The following is an 18031-nucleotide window of genomic DNA, read 5'->3' as shown; positions in this document are numbered from 1 at the left end:
ATCAATCTAACCTTAATCATAGTGGTTGGTGTTACGATCGTTGCTCTCAAAAATATTGAGACTATTACTTTGCTTAAGGTTATGAAATCTTTCGGATATTGCTTTTCAGGGGTATTCGTAATGTGCATGCTTTTTGCCTTGCCATATGACATGTTTTTATTGCGCAAAGATAAGTTCATGTGTAAACAGATAGAAGTTGACTATGAGTTGTTGTTCCAGCCCTTAGAGCAAAAAAAGAAACTTTTGATAAGAAAAAAGTTTAATAGTCTTTCACAAAGTATCGATAAAGCATCGATTGATTGGCTGAGTATCGAATAGTAAGGCATATAACAAGCTGTTCAGGGGCGTTAGCTACGAACTTAAATACGGAGATTATTTTAATGAAAGAACATATGGACTTAGGGCTCCCAGAGAAACTAGAGTTGCAAGAGTTTCCTGACTATATGCGTATATCTCGAAAATGGTTTAGCGGGCAAGTGATTTTCATGACTGTGTTTGCAATATTTTGGAATGGTTTTCTTTGGCAATTTTATGCAGATATGGGGGAAGAGGCAGATGTCTTTTCTAAAATATTTCCTTTAATTCATGTTGCTGCTGGCATTGGTATTTCTTACTACGCTATTGCTGGTTGGTTCAACAAATCAAATGTCTTCGTTAGCAAGGAAACCATAGAGATTAATCATAAACCTATTCCATGGTTTGGTAACAAAAAAATGAAATCCGCTGATTTAAAACAAATCTATACAAAAGAAAAGGTCACTAGCGGTAAGAATGGAACAACGGTTACTTATGAAGTACACGCAATATTAAATAGTGGTACGAACACTAAACTTTTAAGCGGTTTAGAAGCTAGTGAGCAGGCATTGTATATTGAGCAAGAAATAGAAAAATACCTCAATATCAAAAACTCCCCAGTCAGAGGAGCTGTAGGGTAATTCAAATGGGGGTATTAAGTTTGTCTAAAGCAGCTAACAAAAAGCTTAATCTGACAGTTTCTCGTTGGCTTCGCTAATGTCCCCTTAACTGCTGTTTAGCTTAAGCGTTAGGTTTACAAGGATAGATTTGTGAGAGGCTCAAGATTTCTGTTAATAATTCTCAGTATTTTAACTATGCCATTATTGCTTTTTGCTCTTTATTCAATCTACAACTATTCAGCATTCCCAGAAGCTGAACTTCGCCATGAACAATTGTATATTGTTGCGTTCATGCTAATTTATGGTTTATTCCTTTTCGTGCCATATATCATTACATTGGTAGTTAAATGGCGAGTACATTCAAACATGTTAAAGTTGGTAAGTGTTTTACCTTTTCTGGCATTGTTTTGTTGCGGTGTATTTGTCGAATTAAATGGTGTTCCGTAAGTATTTTATCTTGGATGTCTTACTATCAGCGCTGGTGATTAAAGCGCAATAAACAAGCCCCCCATATTCAATTGTTATTGAGAAACATTAGCAAAGGAGCAGTGAATGAAGAAAGTTGTAATTTTTTACAAAAAGAAGAATTTCTGGTCAGGCGGACCTGATTTAGAATTACTTAACATTCAAATTCAAGAGATGGAAAATGATGGTTGGGAATTAGTTTCAGTAACTGCAAATACGCACTTACTTGGTGGTATTTCTTCCTTCACATTAGTAATCGAGTCGCCCGACAACAGTACATAACCAGAACAAAAACGTCAGAGTCGTTGAAATTCTTGTTTGCTACTCAAAAAATTCAAACTCTTTGAACTTATAACGACATTCCTCGTCTATTTATATAGTTTTTATGTGTGTTCTCATTTTTAAGCCTGATTTGTTATCAGGCTTTTTTTTGCCTTAAATTCCCTTTAACCTTGTGGCAAAGGCGCGCAAAATAGCATAAACGCAGCACGTAAAAGTGACGAGGCTAAAAAGCTAACCCCATGAAGAAGATATAAATGATCCCACTTGTTTTTCATCCAATTTATAGCCAACTAACCTTACCAGCAAAACATAGGTTTCCTATTGAAAAATATAGTGGGATCCGTCAAAGACTAGCGGCTGAAGGCGTTGCAGATGACTGGTTTTCTAAACCGTCTAAAGTTGATATTGACGACCTGCTCTTCACTCATGATGCTAATTACGTAAAAAGCTTTGTAGACGGCACTATTTCTCAAAAAGCAGTACGACGTATTGGTATGCCTTGGTCTGAACAGTTTGTTGAGCGGACTTTACATGCAGTCGGTGGAACTGTTTTAACCAGTGAATTAGCCATGAAGCATGGCGTAGCTTTAAACTTAACCGGCGGCTATCACCATGCTTTTTATGAGTTAGGTTCGGGCTTCTGCGTTTTTAATGACATCATACTTAGTGCTAAAAATATGTTAAAGCACGATTCGGTAGACAGAGTGTTAACCTTTGATTGTGATGTTCATCAAGGTGATGGAACGGCATTATTAGCCACTGGAGATGATTCCATATACACAGTTTCTTTGCATTGCGAGAAGAACTTCCCCACAAGAAAGCAACAATCAGACCTAGATTTTCCATTAGAGCGAGGTATGTCTGATGATGAATATTTACATACGGTAGAGTGCGCTCTGGCGGTGGCTTTCAATACTTCGATGCCTGACGCTGTCATTTACGATGCTGGCGTTGATATTCATGAAGCCGACGATTTGGGGAACTTGAAAATAAGTACTCAAGGCGTTTACGAACGTGACAAATTGGTTTTTGACGAATGCAAACGCCGCGGAGTCCCTGTTGCTGCTGTGATTGGAGGAGGATACCAGCGTAACATCGACGATTTGGTTGAGGTTCATCTTCAGCTTTATAAAGCTGCAGGTGTGATTTAGCTCCAAAGTCATAGCGTTAATAATCACAACAAAGTCACTCACTCTAAAAACTAGCCAAAACCGCATTATCTGTTAAGCCATTTTTCTGAACACTTTTGGAGTGGGAGGGTGTGAAACTTACGGTTGTTTTTTTTTGAACGTTTGCTTTAGATTTAAGAGCAGTTAGAGCTAGGAGACTTTATTTGTTAATATAGTGTTTCAGGCAAAGACCTGGAGCCTGATATATCGTTAACAACGAGGTACAGGTTACATATTTAATATTTTTATACCCTACGAATAATGAGATTTTATGAACGCTTTTTCTAAGTACTTAAACTATAAAAAAATAACGGTAACACTTGTGTTAGCTGTAGGTATTACTGAAGCTGCACTTGCCAATATACCAGCAGATAAATTTGATTTGAGCGAGTGGAATATCACGCTACCAACGGATGAAAACAATGATGGCAAGCCAGATACGGTATCAGTTAAAAAAATTCAGGATTTTGAGCATCCTGACTTCTTCTATCTAGATGAAGAGGGTGGCATGGTGTTTACTACACCAAATAAAGCTGCCACAACCAAGAATACGACTAATACTCGTAGTGAGCTACGTCATATGTTGCGGGGTAAGTCTACTCGTCATAAAACCCAGTCACCTAAAAACAATTTTACCGTTGCGAGTAACCCCATCGCTAAAAAGTTTAAACGAATTGGTGGAAAGTTAGCAGCAACATTAAAAGTGAACCATGTCTCTTTAAGAGCAAAATATCCAGAAAAAGCCCCAGCGTTTTCTGTTGTTGTGGGTCAGATTCATGCAACCAAATGGGATAAGCCTGTTAAAGGGTTTGGATGGGGTAACGAGCCACTAAAAATTTACTTTAAGAAACGCCCTGGTCATGAAACAGGTTCTGTTTTTTGGACCTACGAAAGAAACTTGCCTAAAGATGATCCCAACCGCAAAGACATTGCCTATCCTGTCTGGGGGAATACATGGCTTGACCCTAATGATCCTGAAACAGAAGGTTTGTCTCTTGGTGAAGAGTTTAGTTATGCGGTAAATGTTCACAAAGATGTAATGTATTTAACTTTTGAAGCTGATGGCCATAAAACTGTTGAGTACGCCATAAATTTAGCAAATGGGGTTAACGCATATGGCGAGTTAGATAAGTTAGACCATCCTTATGGATACACATTAGATTTTAATTATTTTAAAGCTGGGGCGTATAATCAGTGTAGCGCCAAAGATGATCCTGGTTTTTGGTATCCAGCTTGCCCTGGAACGGGTAATTGGGAAGAAGACAAGGCCAATGGTGATTATTCAAGTGTGACTTTTTCAAAACTTGAAGTGACTGAAAGCGAGTCGCCACGCGAGGGCCATGGGGTAACTACTATCTCAGAATAATATCTAGGTTGTAAAACTTACATAGAACGGGCTTTGATAGCCCGTTTTTGTATTTTAAAAACAGTTGAAAGTTATGCGCACTCAGTGTTTTGTGAAACAACCTTTCTTCGGGTAAGTTTAGATTACTTTGAGGCGAGATCGTTTGACCATACAACTACTTTATTACGCCCGTTTTCTTTGGCTCTATATAAGGCTTTATCTGCTCTAGATATTAATTCGTTTGGTAAGTCACTGCTGTTTTTACCTAACGAAACCCCAAAACTACAGGTTATAGTAGGATTGGCACCATTAACATTTTTAATGAAATGAGCATTTTCTGTTTTAAAACGCATATTTTCAGCGATATGCTCAACACGGTCTTGGTCTAGATCGGTCAGCACAATGCAGAACTCTTCACCACCAAAACGAGCGACAATATCATTGTCACGGACACAAGTTTTGATCAAGTTTACAAAACCGCAAAGTACATCATCACCAGCGTCGTGACCAAAAGTGTCATTAACACCTTTAAAATGATCAATATCTGCCAATATTACAGCATATTTTTCACAATCGTTGGCAGTATTAAGCTCCCGCTTGATTATGTTAAACAATCCTCTACGATTTAAACATTCGGTGAGAGGGTCATGGGTGGCTTGATAGTCTAATACACTGTTGTGCTTTCTAGATAACCCAAGTGTTCGATAAAAGTAAAATGCAGCACAAACACATAAAAATAACAGTGCAGCTAAAAGCAGCGTTGCATAATTTTTCTTTATAAGCTCTAACTCCGCGATCATATTTTTTTGTTGGGCAATCTCTATTCTGTTGTTGTTTTTCTCTAAAGTTAATTTGTCATAGTTGGCTTGCTCTTTTAAGGTTACCAATTCGGCCTCTATAATATGCGAGTCGAGCTTTGCTTTTTCTACAACAAGTCGTTGTTGTTCTCGAATTTGGTATATCTGCTCTGTTGTGTCAGTTAATTGCTGTGAATATTTTAAAGCTTTTTTATAGTTTTCAGTGTGCTGTTCAAGCTTTATTAAGCCTCGGTAGGCAGCGGCCTTTTCGGGTAACATTGATGCCGTTTCGGATATGTTTAGAGCTTCAATAAACATTGGTTCTGCTTTCACTATGTCTATATCTATATATAGCTCGCCCAACTTATTTAAGGCTTTGACATGATCTAATTGGCTGTTAGTTTGTACAGCTAAAGAGAGAGACTCTTGATAAAAGGTAAGTGCTTTAGAGGCGTTTCTTTTTTGATGATAGACCTCTCCAATAATTCGTGCAGTAATGCTTTGTTTACTTTGATTATTATTCTTTTTGTAAACTTTATAAGCTTTGTTTGCCATGTCTAAAGCGACATCATAGTGCTTTAATTCTAATTCAATAAACGCTATTTCTCTGTAGGAAGAAGCGAGAGTTTTTACTGGTACTTGGTTTTTAGGTAGCGCTAACGACACTTTATAAAAATCGTAAGCTTGTAGGTGTTTTTCTAACCGAGTGTACAAGAGCCCTATCTGGTTAGAGTTATCGGCTACTTTTCCTAGGTTGCCTAGTTTTTTATATATTGTTTGGGCTTCAATCAAGTGCTCTATAGCGGTTTCGTAGCGATTGAGGTTACGGTACGTCAAGCCGATAAGGGTTAACAGCTCAGCTTGCTCAGTAGGCTCATCAATGTCCTTAAGTAAATTAATTCCGCGCATTGCATAATCGAGGGCTTCTAGATAATTTTGTTTTTTAAACTCAGCACTAGCGACATTTTTTATAGCGCGCGCAATCATTTTAGGATCTCCTAAAGATTGATATATTGTTAATGCAAGTTTGTGAAATTTGGCCGTATTTTTATGTTTTTGAAGTCTTTTATTAATTTGACCTAACTGGTGATATGCCCCAGCTTTTAACATTTTGGTTTCAAGGTTTTGAGCTGCTAAATAACGTAAAGCGTCTAAATATTTATCTTCTGCTTTTACGTAATCTTTATTGTCATAAAGTGCTCGCCCTTTACTAGATAACGTTTTACCGATGAGTATATTTTTACCATGTAACAAAGCTACTGATAACGCTTCATCTATGATTTTGTGCCCAGTGTCGAAGTCTTTTTCTTTAAAAAACAAATTTGCGTATTCGATTGAATCTGAAATTTGATTACTTTTTTTATCCATTTCGCTATAGAGCATAATGGCGTGGTAAAAGTGGTGTCTTGCTTTTGATGGCGTCTTTAACTGTTTACTAAACAACCTCGCTAAAAGTGAGTGGGATTGTGCTATTAACAGTTTATTATTGTTGTTTTTGGCCAGTTCAAGTGCCTCGTTGGCAAGTTTGACACTTGTATTAGGTTGGTTAAAACGGAGTGCTTTAGCTTCTTGTAGTCGTTGCTGTTCAGAAGCATTGTTTGTCTTTAACTGAAGAGTTGTCGTATTTTCTTGTGCTTGAACTTCAATGTTCATTAGATTCAGTAAAATCAAAAAACTAATCAATAGTAGACTAGCCTTATGCGTGGGTACACAGCAATACATCTATTCAAAAACTTCCAAGTAACTGTAAAAGATTCATAAGTTTAGCTCAAAAATGAAGCATTGAAGGTATGATATTGAAAAGTAATGTATTAACCATTACACAGAGGTAACTTATTGACTCTTTTTTTAATATAGCCTAGCAAATTTAACCTATACCGAATGTACTGGTGTGGCACTACACCGAGTTAACTCCTAAAACAAGATAAGATAAACCTCAAATGTTTAACTTTTCAGAGTGTGAACAGCTTTCTTTTCTAAGGCTTTTTCAGTAGGCTTTTTCACTTTGTTTTAGACTCAAGCAGGCGCTTTATTTTGCAAACTCTTTGTGCACTTCGTTCTGGTCATTTAGCTGGTATTTCAGAGCTAGCTTTATCTGAAGATTTAACCGATTTTCCCATGGAGATATTATCCTTAGCAGATAGTTTAGAGGTGTTAGATTTATCAAATAATCGATTAACCAGTTTGCCTGACGAAATAAAGCAACTAACTAAACTCAGAATACTATTTGCCTCTAATAATCCATTTGAAACCTTGCCGGAAAGTCTAGGTAAGTGTCCTAATCTAGAGATAGTGGGTTTTAAAGCTAATAAGATAAAGCATGTACCTGAAGCGTCGCTTCCTCAAAAGTTGCGCTGGTTAATTTTGACTGATAACCAAATAACTGCATTGCCTCAGTCTTTGGGTGAGCGATGTTTGCTACAAAAATTAATGTTAGCTGGCAATCAATTAGCTGAATTACCAAGCAACCTTTCACAGCTTACTAGCCTTGAGTTGGTGCGTATATCTGCGAATAAGCTTACGCATTGCCCAGAGCAATTATTAGGTTTGCCAAAACTCGCTTGGATAGCCTTTTCTGGCAACCCTTTTAGTCAAGTACAGCCTCACACTTACTTTGTACCTCAGGTAGCTTTCTCAAGTATTGATGTAAAAAATGTACTGGGCCAAGGTGCATCTGGGGTGATTTCAAAAGCAACGTGGCGAGAGCCTCAATTAGAACTTGAGCAAGATATCGCCGTTAAAGTCTTTAAGGGAGAGTTAACTAGCGATGGCTACCCCGAAGACGAAATGCAAGCGTGTTTAAGAGCAGGGGCTCACCCTAATTTAGTTCAGCCAGTTGCACAGATTAAAGAAGACGATTGTAAAGCTTTAGTGATGGCGCTTATTCCTAAGCACTTCCGCAATTTAGGGTTACCACCCAGCTTTGAGTCTTGCACCCGAGATACATTCGCAAAAGGCGAGAGTTTATCTATTGCTCACATCAGTAAAATAGTGGAACAAATGGAGTCGGTATTCGCGCACCTGCATAGTAAACAAGTTTGTCATGGTGATTTATACGCCCACAATACCTTGGTTGATGATGATGGCAATATAATATTCGGTGATTTTGGTGCAGCGTCTATGTACTATATGTTAAACGAAAAGCAGCAGGCTCAAATCATACAAATAGAACGCAGGGCATTAGGGTGTTTTATTGAAGACCTATTAAGTGTATGTGCTGATGAAGATAAAATTAGCCAGCAATATACTGAGCTGGCGAATAGAGTGGTGAAGTAACTGGGTACTTATTGTGTCTCTAAAAAGTTCTGCTCTTTAATCGTAGCTGCCATTATGTCAATGCCCCGCTGCGATAAGTGTGCAGTATCCCAAACTAGGGGAGTTAAGCCGTCGTTTAGCCGACATAAGTCTTCTTTACAGAATGCTGCGTGCTTGTCGAATACTTTAACGCCTTTTATTTCGCTTAATAACTCGTTGGTTGTGCGCGCCTTTTGGTCATTTCCTGCTAGTTTATACTCATCTTTAACAACAGATGCTTCAGAAGCAAGGTCTACCACAGTGTTATCTAATACGAAGCCTGCGTTAACTAAATACAGAGGAATATCACCATAAACTTTATTGTCAATGTCACTGAGAAGTGACTCTATACCGTCATCATCCCCATAAGCAGAGGCAAAGATGATCCCTTTTAAAGCGTGGTTTTTAAGAACAAATTGTTCAATGATTTCATCTAGCATCTCAAAGCATTGCTTATTTGCTCCAGTTTTATGGCTGTAGGTCGCAGGAACACAGGCACTTTGTAATAACATTGCGAAGTTTGTTTCAGGATAAGCCAACTTTACTGCGTGCAGGAAGTCTCTACCGTGACTATCTCCCAAAATTAGAAAACCACTGTCTTGTAGTTTAAATTGAAGGCAGTCTATGGCGCTCTCGACAGTTTGCTTGTTGCCATCTAAGGAGCATAAAAAAGAGGTTTGATAGCTTTCACCGTTATTAGTAAATGCAGGGGTTAAACGAAATTTATAGTGGAGTTCGGCGGTATCTCTATTAACCGTTAATTGTTTAATGTTTTCCACATATTCTAATTTCTGAGCCGAGTCATCTTCAATTTTTGAAAATAATCCTAATGCAGTGATAATCACAACCATATAAAGGGGTTTACATGTTAAGCACTGACGTACATTTGTGAATTGCCTTCTAAATTTTAGTTTTTCGATTAGGTTGTAACTTAAGAAGCCCAGTAATATCGATAGTGCTATCCCAAAGTAAATAGCGGCTCCGTTCATTGCGAAATAAGACAGTGCCACAACAATAGGCCAGTGCCATAGGTATATTGAGTATGACCATTTTCCTATTTTTTGAAACAACAGGTTGCCGGTTAATAAACTATTGCTTCTGTTGGCTTGAATAATGAAAGCAGTGCCAAGCACAGACATAAATATCAAATAGTCAGGCCAATAAGCTAATCCAAATAAGGGGATAAAGGCAGCGATGATTAAGGTCAAACCAAGGTACTCTAAAGCTTGTTTGGATTTCTGGCTAATACGCAAGGGGTAGAAGTATACAAGCCCGCCGATTAGCATCTCCCAAGCTCTAGTAGGTAATAAATAGTAGCTGGCGTTTGGCCATTTGTAATTGGCGATAATCGAACCTAATACACTCAGTACAGTCGCCATTAAAAATAAAATTTTAAGACGCGGCAAGGTAGTGATTTTACTGGTAATGAGAAGAAAAACCGGAAATAAAATATAAAACTGCCATTCAACTGACAGTGACCAGGTATGTAATAGCCACTTACTTTGTGACAAGGCTTCAAAATACCCAGACTCTTGCCAATAAAGTAAATTTGATACAAATGTTAGGCTGCTAGCAACATGTTTACCTAAGGCTTGGTATTCAGTAGGCGTTAGAAACATAGCACCTAAAATCAATAGACTTAAACACAAAGCTGCTAAAGCAGGAATGATGCGGTTTGCTCTGGCAATGTAAAAATTCAAAATAGAAAAGTTGTTTTGCTCAATCCCTGTGACGATGATCCCAGTCATTAAAAAGCCGGAGATTACAAAAAACATATCCACTCCGGCGTAACCACCCGGTACCAGTGAAGGGATAAAATGGAAAATTACTACGGCTAAAACGGCAAGCGCCCGTAAACCATTTATATCTTTTCTAAAATGCAATGCTACGGCTCCATTTATTGGCATGTGAAATTAAAATTTGCAGAGTGTGTTCCCGTTACGAATTCTAGATTGTGGTTAGGTTAGTTTTCTTCTATTTGTGTTTTAAGAAGGTAACAACAGCGGCTAACACATTATTATGTAAGTCAATTTTTGACGGTTTCAATTAGTTGGCTTCTAAGGTTGAGCGTTCGCTATTGTAAAAGTCGTTAGACTTAACGCAGCGCAAAGACATCAACAAAATACATAGGACCAAGAATTAATTATTTAGCATAAATATTGGTTAAATCGTCCATAAACCTATTAGCAACACAGTATTTGGTTAAGGCCAGTGTCTGCATACGTGAGAGTTATATTTCCCAAATGTTATTTTTAACATAATTCTTTGCGTACTTGTATGGCTTGCGTAAATTAGAGAGGTTTAGGTGACTGAGTAAGTATCTTAAAATACAAATCAAGTAGCCCTTTGCTATCAACATCAGTACATACTTGTTGTTTGGGCTTATTATGCCAGTCATCAACGGGAAACACTTTTTCAGCGGTTTTGCACAGTGTCATACCTATGGCTGGGCCTTCGCATATTACTCGTATTGGCCCTTGTTTTACCTTAAATAATTCGGGGGCTAACAAGTAAGCTACTGCGGATGAGTCGTGTACATAAAACCCATCTAATCCCGCGCTTTCTTTGTGAAAGTCACTGTAAAAGCGACTGATTTGATAGATAAACTCTCCGTAAGTAGCCGACTGATCTTGAAGTGCTTTTATGTAGTCATTACTCATAATACTTTGTTGGGTAACATCTAACCCCACTACTGTAACTGGCCAAGGTTGAGTAAACACAATGTCAGCAGCATGTGGGTCGCCTATAATGTTGGCCTCTGCATAAGGGCTAACATTACCTGTATGGCCGTTATGGCCAAAAGCGCCGCCCATAACCACCACTTCTTTTACTAAGGCCGCAATGTCTGGGGCTTTTTGCAGAGCCAAGGCGAGATTGGTTAAGCGCCCTACTGCTATTAAGGTAATTTCGTGAGGGTATTTGCGTACGGTTTCAATGATGAAGTCATGGGCTGAGCGAGCATCGGCAGCAATGGGGAGGGTATCGGGTAGTTCGATATCTCCTAGGCCATTTTGCCCATGTACAAATGTAGTGGGTTCTCCAGCGGCTATGTTTAAAGGGGTGTTAGCGCCTGTACATACGGTTGCTGACATATTAAAGCGCAGCTTTAGGTACAAGGCATTGCGTGTCGCGTTTTCTATGGTGGCGTTGCCAAATACCGTGGTGATCCCTAGTAGCTCAATTTTACTGCTCGCCTCTGCAAACAGAATTGCCATGGCATCGTCTATGCCCGGGTCAGTATCAAAAATAACTTTTGTATTCATACGCTTGTCTCTTGGTTTGCTTCAATGGCTTGCGCCTTTTTCTCAAGTAATAAACAGGTCGAAATCAAAATCGCCACAAGCACAAAGCCTATGACTGTCATTAACATCGCGCTGCTGACGCCAAAGTTCGATACCACTAGAGCGGATAACGCAGGCGCTAACGTACTGCCTACCGTCGCCGAGCATAGTAAAAAGGTGACTAGAATAGGCGGCGCATTTTTTATTTGTTGTGAGCCCACCGAGATCCCCAGCTTGAAAATACACGAGGTCATAAAGCCTAAGCCCAGTGTTATGGTTAAAAACCAGTGGGGATCATCTGTTGTATAAAGCAATGTAGATAACACTATGGCGACGACTATCACGCCTAGTAATAAGGGGCGCGTGGGTACCTTCATCACCAGTAGCGTCACCATAAGTAGCCCAAATATAGAAGGCCCCCAATAGTTACCCACCGCCGCTGCGGCTTGATTGGCATCAAGGTTAAGGGCTTGCTGTAAGTAATTAGGTGCCCAAGTTAAAAAGGTGGTTTGAGTGGTTAAATAGCAGCATAGAGCAGCGGCTACAATAAATACTCTTGGTGTCCAAATACTTAGATTTGGCTTGGCTTTGGGTACCTGTTCTTGGTTGACATGTGAAGGGTGAGTATCAGGAAATGTCAAAGTGAAGCAAGCCACTAAAATAAGCAGGGCAATGGCACCTACTGCTGCATAGCTGAGTGTCCACAACTGATTAGCTGATAACAATACAACGGCCAATGAAGGGAATATAAACCCCGCCAAACTAAAAGAGCAATCTGTTGCTAAAAACGCTGAAGCACGCTTTTGCTCGTTGTATAAATTGGCAATTAGTACGGCACCACCTGCAAGGCCAACACCGCAACCTATACCCAGTGTAAATAAGTAAACAGAAACCAACCACTGTAACCGGATATCTAAGGCCACCATCACTATAAGTAGCGTGATAAAGATTAGGTAATTGACTTGAAATATGAGTCTGGTAGAAAAACGCCCATACACCAACATAGCAATAAAAGTACCTGCAAATGCTCCGCCCGTTAACAGCGAAAACATAGACGCAGCATGGGTAATGCTGATGTTGAGGTAATCAGCAACAGGAGATATTAATACGCCTATTTGCGTCAATAGACCTGCCATCACCATATAAGTCATAAAGGCGACTATGGTTAAAAGTGCTTTGTTCATCCCCGTTTATCCCAATGTTATTATTTTTATTTAGCTGGTTAGTGCGCGTTTTGTCGCGCCATTTGAACTATCTAACCATGCTTGGCGACGCTCAAATAAAGCAGGAGCCGCTTGGTTAACTTGTTCGATGAGGTGCTGTATATCATGTTCTAGTAAGCGACCGTTTTCTACCAATATTTTACCTGCCACCATAGTCATATCTACATCTTGGCCTTGTACTGCATGGACTAAGTTGTAATGAATATTCATCAAAGGGCCAGAGTCGATAAGGGGGGTCATTCGTGGGGTGTCGCAGCGAACCGCAATCATATCAGCAGATTTACCTACCTCAAGTGAGCCGGTGATATTGTCTAAGCCTAGTGCTTTTGCACCATCAATAGTGGCCATACGGCATATATCCCACGCATCAAGGGCTGCGGCATCTAAGCTTGAAAATTTGGCCAGTAATGATGATGTTTTCATTTCTTCAAACATGTCTAGGTTGTTGTTTTCTTTTTCGCCGTCTGTGCCTAAACCAACAGCCACACCCGCTTTTAACATTTTCACAATTGGCGCAGCGCCTGACGCTAGTTTCATGTTGCTAATGGGGTTATGGGCGACACCTATTTTACGTTCTGCCATTAATGCAATTTCGTTATCATCTGCCCAAACACAATGTGCTAAAAGGGTTTTGGGTGCGTTCAATAAACCAAATTTATCAAGGGCTTGAATAGGTCTTATTTGATAGCGTTCAAGGGTTTGTTCTACGTCAAACTTACTTTCGTTACTGTGAGTATGAAAGCCCACTTGGTAGTCTTGGCACATATCGGCGATACGTTTTAAGGCTGGTGGCACGGCATAAAATAAATGCTCTAGGCCTACCCACACTTGTATGCGGCCGTTGGCTTCTTGATGCCAGTTATTAATAAGTGCTTCGTTGCTGTCTAGGGTTTCGAAATAATCGTGTTCTGGGTGCTCGGCAACATAAGGCACTAAGCAAGCTCGAATGCCTAACTGCTTGGCTGCATCTGCACTGCCTTCCATGTAACGCCACATATCCACTATACATGTAGTGCCAGAAAGCAGTGCCTCTGCATAGCATAACCATGACGATAAACTCGCTTCTTTGGGGTTCAATACCTTATGCATAGGATCAATATATTGCTGCAGCCAATCCCACACTGGCAAGCCTTCAGCCGTGCCCCGCAGCATACCCGAGTGGCAGTGAGTATTGATTAGTCCTGGCATCAAAATACGCTTAGAATAAGCCTTAACTGCCACGTTTGGGTGTTGGGCAATTAATTCGCTGGCGACACCTAATTGCTTGATAGTGCCTTGTTCTACCAACACTGCACCATCTTTAATTATGGTGTTGTTACTGTCCATAGTGACTAGGTAGTCTGCTTGATAAAGTGTGGCTGTCATATTGAATTAACCCTTGTTGTGTTGTTCAGCGTGGGGCTGGTTAAAAATGGCGTTTAGCAAAATGGCGGTGCATACACTTAATATGATGCCGCTATCGGTAAAAATGGCACTCCATTGGGGTAAATGTTGAAAATAACTTGGGGCGATCATAGGAATTAAGCCTATGCCCAAACTGGCAGACACCACCAATAAATTAGAGCGGGACTCTGTAAACTCTACCTGACTCAAAATGCGTACCCCCATCAAGGCAACGGTGCCAAACATCACCATAGCCGCTGCGCCTAAGGCGTACTGGGGAATAGACGCAATAATAAACGCCATTTTAGGCAGGCAGCCAAGGGCAATTAAAATAAATGCACCAGCAGCAGCAACGTAGCGACTTTTGACGCCACTTATGGTGACTAACCCTATGTTTTGCGAAAAAGAAGTGTAAGGAAATGCATTGAAAAGGCCACCTAATAAGGTCCCTAGCCCATCGGATCGTAAGCCTCTAATTAATTGTTTTTGGTCTACTTCTTTATCAACTAACTTACCCAAGGCCAAAAACATACCAGTGGATTCAACCATAGTGACCATCATCACTAATGACATAGAACAAATAGCCAAAAAATCAAAGGTGGGCATGCCTAGGCTTAAAGGCTTGATAACAGCAACCCAAGGCTCATTACTTATGCCTTCAAGAGAAATATCCCCTAATAACCAAGCGGCCGCAAAGCCAGCAAACATGGCAACCAGTACAGACACATTACTTAAAAAGCCTTTGGCAAATCGGTTAATGAGTAAAATTAAGCCAAGTTGCATTAAGCTAATTAGTAGATAAACAGGTTTACCAAAATCTGGGTTAGCTGAACCATCGGCAAGAGTTGGGCTACCACCTGCAGACCATTCAATACCTACTTTCATTAAGCTAATGCCAATAACCAGCAAAACAGAACCAGTTACTACAGGAGGGAAAAACCTCATTAAACGGCCCATAACAGGCGCAAAGAGTATGCCTAATATGCCTGAAACAATAATGGCGCCGTAAATGCCTGGCAGGCCTAGTTCGGGGTTCACACCTATGGCAATCATCGGGGCGATAGACGTAAAGGTTACCCCCATCATTATGGGTAATTTAATGCCAAAGTAACGATTACCAAAACACTGCACTAAGGTGGCAAGTCCTGCCGCGAATAGATCAGCGTTGATGATGAGTGACAAGGTTTCTTTAGGCAGATTAAGTGCTGCCCCTAAAATTAAAGGCACTATGATGCAAGCTGAATACATCACCAATACATGTTGTAACCCTAATAAAAAGGTTGGGGCGATGGGCAGGGTTTGATCCACTGGGTGGATGTTGCTCTGTGTGTGGTTTGCCTGTGACTTAATAAATGCCATCTCTTACAACCTCAAAACAAAATGTTAGCAATATATTCAATTTACTCTGCTGGGCAGAGTGTGCAAAATAGAAAGTATTAATATTTTTAATACTTCTGTGGTGATTATGCGTTTATCTATTGAGCAATTAACAGCATTTTGTGCAGTAGCCAACGAAAAATCCTTTTCGGCAGCCGCTCGAAAATTAGGTAAGTCGCAGTCGGCTTTGAGCATTTCGGTGGCAAATTTAGAGATTGATTTTGGGGTAAGCTTGTTTGACCGAAGTAGTCGTTACCCCGTTTTGACTAAGCATGGTGAGTCATTGCTGCGAGACGCTGAAGCCATATTGCATCAATGCTCTTCAATGGAAAACCGTGCAAACAGCTTAGCCGCAGCGCTTGAAAGCCAAGTCACCATCGCCATTGATGAAACCATTCCGTTTCAATTGTTAAATCACAATTTAACTGGGTTTGCTGACAGTTTTGCCCCAGTAGATTTAAATATATTACACCCATCATCACAATATATTCAGCAGATGATAGAGCAAGGAGAAGCGTCTTTAGGCATTATGTGTGCAGGCACTCACTATCCTAAAGATATACATTTTAAAAGATTAGGAAATATTATTTTTGCTAATGTGGTTCACAAAGACCACCCTTTAGCCAAGTTGCCACAGGTTAATTTTGAGCAACTTAATCAACACCGGCAATTGGTTTACTCGCCTTTGTTAGAAAAACTGCCCACTAGTGAATACTTAAGTGCCACCAATCAGTGGAAAATGTCGAGTTATCTCACCTTAATGAATACCCTGTGTACGGGCATGGGATGGGCCACTGTGCCAAAACAATTGATGCTAGATTTACAGTTACAAGACCAATTATGTGAATTGCAGCTTACCTCATACCCCCACACAGAATGGGAAGTGGGCGTAGATTTAATCTGGTCATCTAGCGAGCGTTTAGGAAAAGCAGGCAGCTGGCTAAGAGATGCATTTGGGGTGACGCCGATAAAACAAGTGTCTTTGTAACGTTAGGTGTGATGATATTTTTTGCAGTATTTAAAATGGAGGACTGCATAGGCTGTACCCGAATTGACTCGATGAAGGCTGACATATTTTATTTATCATTATGCTGTTTGTTTATACAGTTATAATGCGTATTTTAAAATTTCCCATTTTTCACTGTTATTATTTGTGAAAAAATATAATTGAAAATAGACCAATTAATTTTATCTCATTGTTTTTGTTGAAGTTAATGCTTTTAGTGAAAATATAGTATTCTGTATTTATCCAGACTCATGATTTCTACATGGTACGCCAATCAAAAATTTCCCTTTGAAAGCCAATAAGTATATGAAAAGATGGAGTAAATTAATTGCCAGAATCATTATTCCGTTTATTCCTAAAGTGGCTTAAACGTGCGGTCTGGCTAATATACTGTTATGTGGCAAGAGGGGCTTATGCGTAATTGGAAAGGAACTCTAGTTTTATTGTTTTTTATTCTTTGGCCGTTTATTTGGTTCTTCTCCTCGTTAATTATTTTTGGTTTTGAAGCTCAGTGTGCTGTAGACGTTTGTGGCCCATCGCCGACTGCATTGGAAACGACACTTTACTTTCTGTACATGATTTCACCACCAATTCTTGTAATTACCGCTTGGGTTAATTGGCGGCTAAAACTTCAAAAACGTATAGGTTTAAGCGATGCCACATAACAAAAACATCAACTGGAAAACTACTCGCTATAAAGCGCTCGTATTTTCCAGTTATATTGAGCGTTAAGTTACCAAGAAAGATATGCGTAAATTTCTGGCATTGGATAAAAAATCTCAAATAGACTTGCGAGAAAAGTATCCAGATCTTGATAAGTTGTATGCTGTAGAAGATACAGATGCATATACTTACATGGCGGTTTCGGTTTTCGACCGTTGGTTGGGAGCAGAAGACTCAATTAAATATTTATCTGATGTTTCTGATGAAGAGCAACAAAGTAGAGATGCAAAATTCGTTAAATTTGCGAAAAAATTAATTGATAACACTGAGGTTCTAAACTTTACATTTAAAGGTCGTTGGAGTTCAGCTAAACCACACTTTCGCAAATTTACCTCGGACGCCGCCAAAGAAACTTACCTAATGTGCGCTCCACATAATGTAGATAGTAGTCATTTTTATAAAGTGGTGCTGCCTGAGTTGGAGGCTGTATATTTTGAAAGCTGGGACGACACTAATGTTTTCTATTTACGTAATCCTAAACACGCAGAAAAAATTGAAAAATGGGCTAATGAATGTGGCTTATACCGTCTAAATAGGTAACTTAACAAGCGCATCAAAAATGACGTCAAACGCTTGGCTGGCGCTCATTCTTCGCTAATTTTAGCCAAGCATTATCCGCATTTTTTGCGGGCGTTAGGTACTAAAGAAATGTGGTCAAAGCTAGTGAATGGCAAAGCACTTGGAAATTCAGCCCTCGCAGTTGCGTTTTCAGGAATTTATTTTTCGGGTACTGGTGAATTTAATCAACTCATCAGTTTTGCACCTGCGGCTC

At 39.7% G+C, this 18031-nt stretch carries 15 protein-coding genes; 9 read left to right on the top strand and 6 right to left on the bottom strand.

The features are described 5' to 3' along the window. The 5 genes from ABJD71_RS07430 to ABJD71_RS07410 all read left to right on the top strand — a co-directional run. Window positions 1-318 (top strand): hypothetical protein (locus tag ABJD71_RS07430; protein WP_348166843.1); only part of this gene is annotated, 318 nt, incomplete at its 5' end. A 62-nt stretch (window positions 319-380) separates the two neighbouring features. Next, the gene (locus ABJD71_RS07425; protein ID WP_348166840.1) at window positions 381-935 is read left to right on the top strand and encodes a hypothetical protein; all 555 of its coding nucleotides are present in this window, start codon (window positions 381-383) and stop codon (window positions 933-935) included. Between the two features lie 531 nt (window positions 936-1466). Further along, the gene (locus ABJD71_RS07420; RefSeq protein WP_348166838.1) at window positions 1467-1661 is read left to right on the top strand and encodes a hypothetical protein; all 195 of its coding nucleotides are present in this window, start codon (window positions 1467-1469) and stop codon (window positions 1659-1661) included. Between the two features lie 254 nt (window positions 1662-1915). Continuing rightward, window positions 1916-2812, top strand: coding sequence for a histone deacetylase (locus ABJD71_RS07415; RefSeq protein WP_348166835.1), 897 nt, complete (start codon window positions 1916-1918; stop codon window positions 2810-2812). Between the two features lie 289 nt (window positions 2813-3101). Continuing rightward, the gene (locus ABJD71_RS07410) at window positions 3102-4196 is read left to right on the top strand and encodes a polysaccharide lyase family 7 protein (RefSeq protein ID WP_348166832.1); all 1095 of its coding nucleotides are present in this window, start codon (window positions 3102-3104) and stop codon (window positions 4194-4196) included. Window positions 4197-4318: 122 nt separating this feature from the next. On the opposite strand, the gene ABJD71_RS07405 is transcribed toward ABJD71_RS07410, so the two are convergent. After that, entirely contained in the window at window positions 4319-6625 is a 2307-nt protein-coding gene (locus ABJD71_RS07405; protein WP_348166829.1) for a diguanylate cyclase, read from the bottom strand. Window positions 6626-7006: 381 nt separating this feature from the next. Here ABJD71_RS07405 and ABJD71_RS07400 point away from each other — a divergent pair, with 381 nt between their 5' ends. Then, window positions 7007-8248: a leucine-rich repeat-containing protein kinase family protein gene (locus ABJD71_RS07400; RefSeq protein ID WP_348166825.1), complete on the top strand. Its 1242-nt coding sequence runs from the start codon at window positions 7007-7009 to the stop codon at window positions 8246-8248. Between the two features lie 8 nt (window positions 8249-8256). Here the strand turns inward: ABJD71_RS07400 and ABJD71_RS07395 are convergent, their stop codons facing one another. The 5 genes from ABJD71_RS07395 to ABJD71_RS07375 form a co-directional block, all read right to left on the bottom strand. Then, complete coding sequence (locus ABJD71_RS07395; protein ID WP_348166822.1) at window positions 8257-10149, bottom strand: acyltransferase family protein; 1893 nt, start codon at window positions 10147-10149, stop codon at window positions 8257-8259. 408 nt (window positions 10150-10557) lie between these two features. Continuing rightward, a complete protein-coding gene (locus ABJD71_RS07390; RefSeq protein WP_348166818.1) occupies window positions 10558-11529 on the bottom strand; it encodes a nucleoside hydrolase in 972 nt (323 codons plus the stop codon). Beyond that, window positions 11526-12731: an MFS transporter TsgA gene (gene tsgA / locus ABJD71_RS07385; RefSeq protein WP_348166815.1), complete on the bottom strand. Its 1206-nt coding sequence runs from the start codon at window positions 12729-12731 to the stop codon at window positions 11526-11528. Before tsgA ends, ABJD71_RS07390 begins: the two co-directional genes overlap by 4 nt. A gap of 30 nt (window positions 12732-12761) precedes the next feature. Then, window positions 12762-14135, bottom strand: coding sequence for an amidohydrolase (locus tag ABJD71_RS07380; RefSeq protein ID WP_348166813.1), 1374 nt, complete (start codon window positions 14133-14135; stop codon window positions 12762-12764). A gap of 6 nt (window positions 14136-14141) precedes the next feature. Further along, the gene (locus tag ABJD71_RS07375; protein ID WP_348166810.1) at window positions 14142-15512 is read right to left on the bottom strand and encodes a nucleobase:cation symporter-2 family protein; all 1371 of its coding nucleotides are present in this window, start codon (window positions 15510-15512) and stop codon (window positions 14142-14144) included. Between the two features lie 106 nt (window positions 15513-15618). On the opposite strand from ABJD71_RS07375, the gene ABJD71_RS07370 reads away from it, so the two are divergent. The 3 genes from ABJD71_RS07370 (at window position 15619) to ABJD71_RS07360 (ending at window position 17799) form a co-directional block, all read left to right on the top strand. Continuing rightward, window positions 15619-16518 carry a LysR family transcriptional regulator gene (locus tag ABJD71_RS07370; RefSeq protein ID WP_348166807.1) on the top strand — a complete coding sequence of 300 codons (900 nt, stop codon included), beginning with the start codon at window positions 15619-15621 and terminating at the stop codon, window positions 16516-16518. Between the two features lie 431 nt (window positions 16519-16949). After that, window positions 16950-17201 (top strand): hypothetical protein, encoded by a 252-nt coding sequence (locus tag ABJD71_RS07365; RefSeq protein ID WP_348166804.1) that lies wholly within the window; start codon window positions 16950-16952, stop codon window positions 17199-17201. Between the two features lie 82 nt (window positions 17202-17283). Next, entirely contained in the window at window positions 17284-17799 is a 516-nt protein-coding gene (locus tag ABJD71_RS07360; protein WP_348166802.1) for a hypothetical protein, read from the top strand. Window positions 17800-18031 lie beyond the last annotated feature (232 nt).

Origin of the sequence: Paraglaciecola sp., from assembly GCF_039943935.1 — a bacterium.
Lineage (GTDB): Bacteria > Pseudomonadota > Gammaproteobacteria > Enterobacterales > Alteromonadaceae > Paraglaciecola.
The sequence above is the reverse complement of the archived record's forward strand: the minus strand, read 5'-3'. Positions and strand labels throughout refer to the sequence as shown.

What these genes read in the sequence shown, in the direction of transcription:
- ABJD71_RS07420 (WP_348166838.1), top strand. Translation starts at nt 1,467, where the DNA reads ATGAAGAAAGTTGTAATTTTTTACAAAAAGAAGAATTTCTGGTCAGGC.
- tsgA (WP_348166815.1), bottom strand. Translation starts at nt 12,731, where the DNA reads ATGAACAAAGCACTTTTAACCATAGTCGCCTTTATGACTTATATGGTG.
- ABJD71_RS07370 (WP_348166807.1), top strand. Translation starts at nt 15,619, where the DNA reads ATGCGTTTATCTATTGAGCAATTAACAGCATTTTGTGCAGTAGCCAAC.
- ABJD71_RS07375 (WP_348166810.1), bottom strand. Translation starts at nt 15,512, where the DNA reads ATGGCATTTATTAAGTCACAGGCAAACCACACACAGAGCAACATCCAC.
- ABJD71_RS07405 (WP_348166829.1), bottom strand. Translation starts at nt 6,625, where the DNA reads ATGAACATTGAAGTTCAAGCACAAGAAAATACGACAACTCTTCAGTTA.
- ABJD71_RS07360 (WP_348166802.1), top strand. Translation starts at nt 17,284, where the DNA reads ATGCGTAAATTTCTGGCATTGGATAAAAAATCTCAAATAGACTTGCGA.
- ABJD71_RS07390 (WP_348166818.1), bottom strand. Translation starts at nt 11,529, where the DNA reads ATGAATACAAAAGTTATTTTTGATACTGACCCGGGCATAGACGATGCC.
- ABJD71_RS07415 (WP_348166835.1), top strand. Translation starts at nt 1,916, where the DNA reads ATGATCCCACTTGTTTTTCATCCAATTTATAGCCAACTAACCTTACCA.
- ABJD71_RS07365 (WP_348166804.1), top strand. Translation starts at nt 16,950, where the DNA reads ATGCGTAATTGGAAAGGAACTCTAGTTTTATTGTTTTTTATTCTTTGG.
- ABJD71_RS07410 (WP_348166832.1), top strand. Translation starts at nt 3,102, where the DNA reads ATGAACGCTTTTTCTAAGTACTTAAACTATAAAAAAATAACGGTAACA.
- ABJD71_RS07425 (WP_348166840.1), top strand. Translation starts at nt 381, where the DNA reads ATGAAAGAACATATGGACTTAGGGCTCCCAGAGAAACTAGAGTTGCAA.
- ABJD71_RS07380 (WP_348166813.1), bottom strand. Translation starts at nt 14,135, where the DNA reads ATGACAGCCACACTTTATCAAGCAGACTACCTAGTCACTATGGACAGT.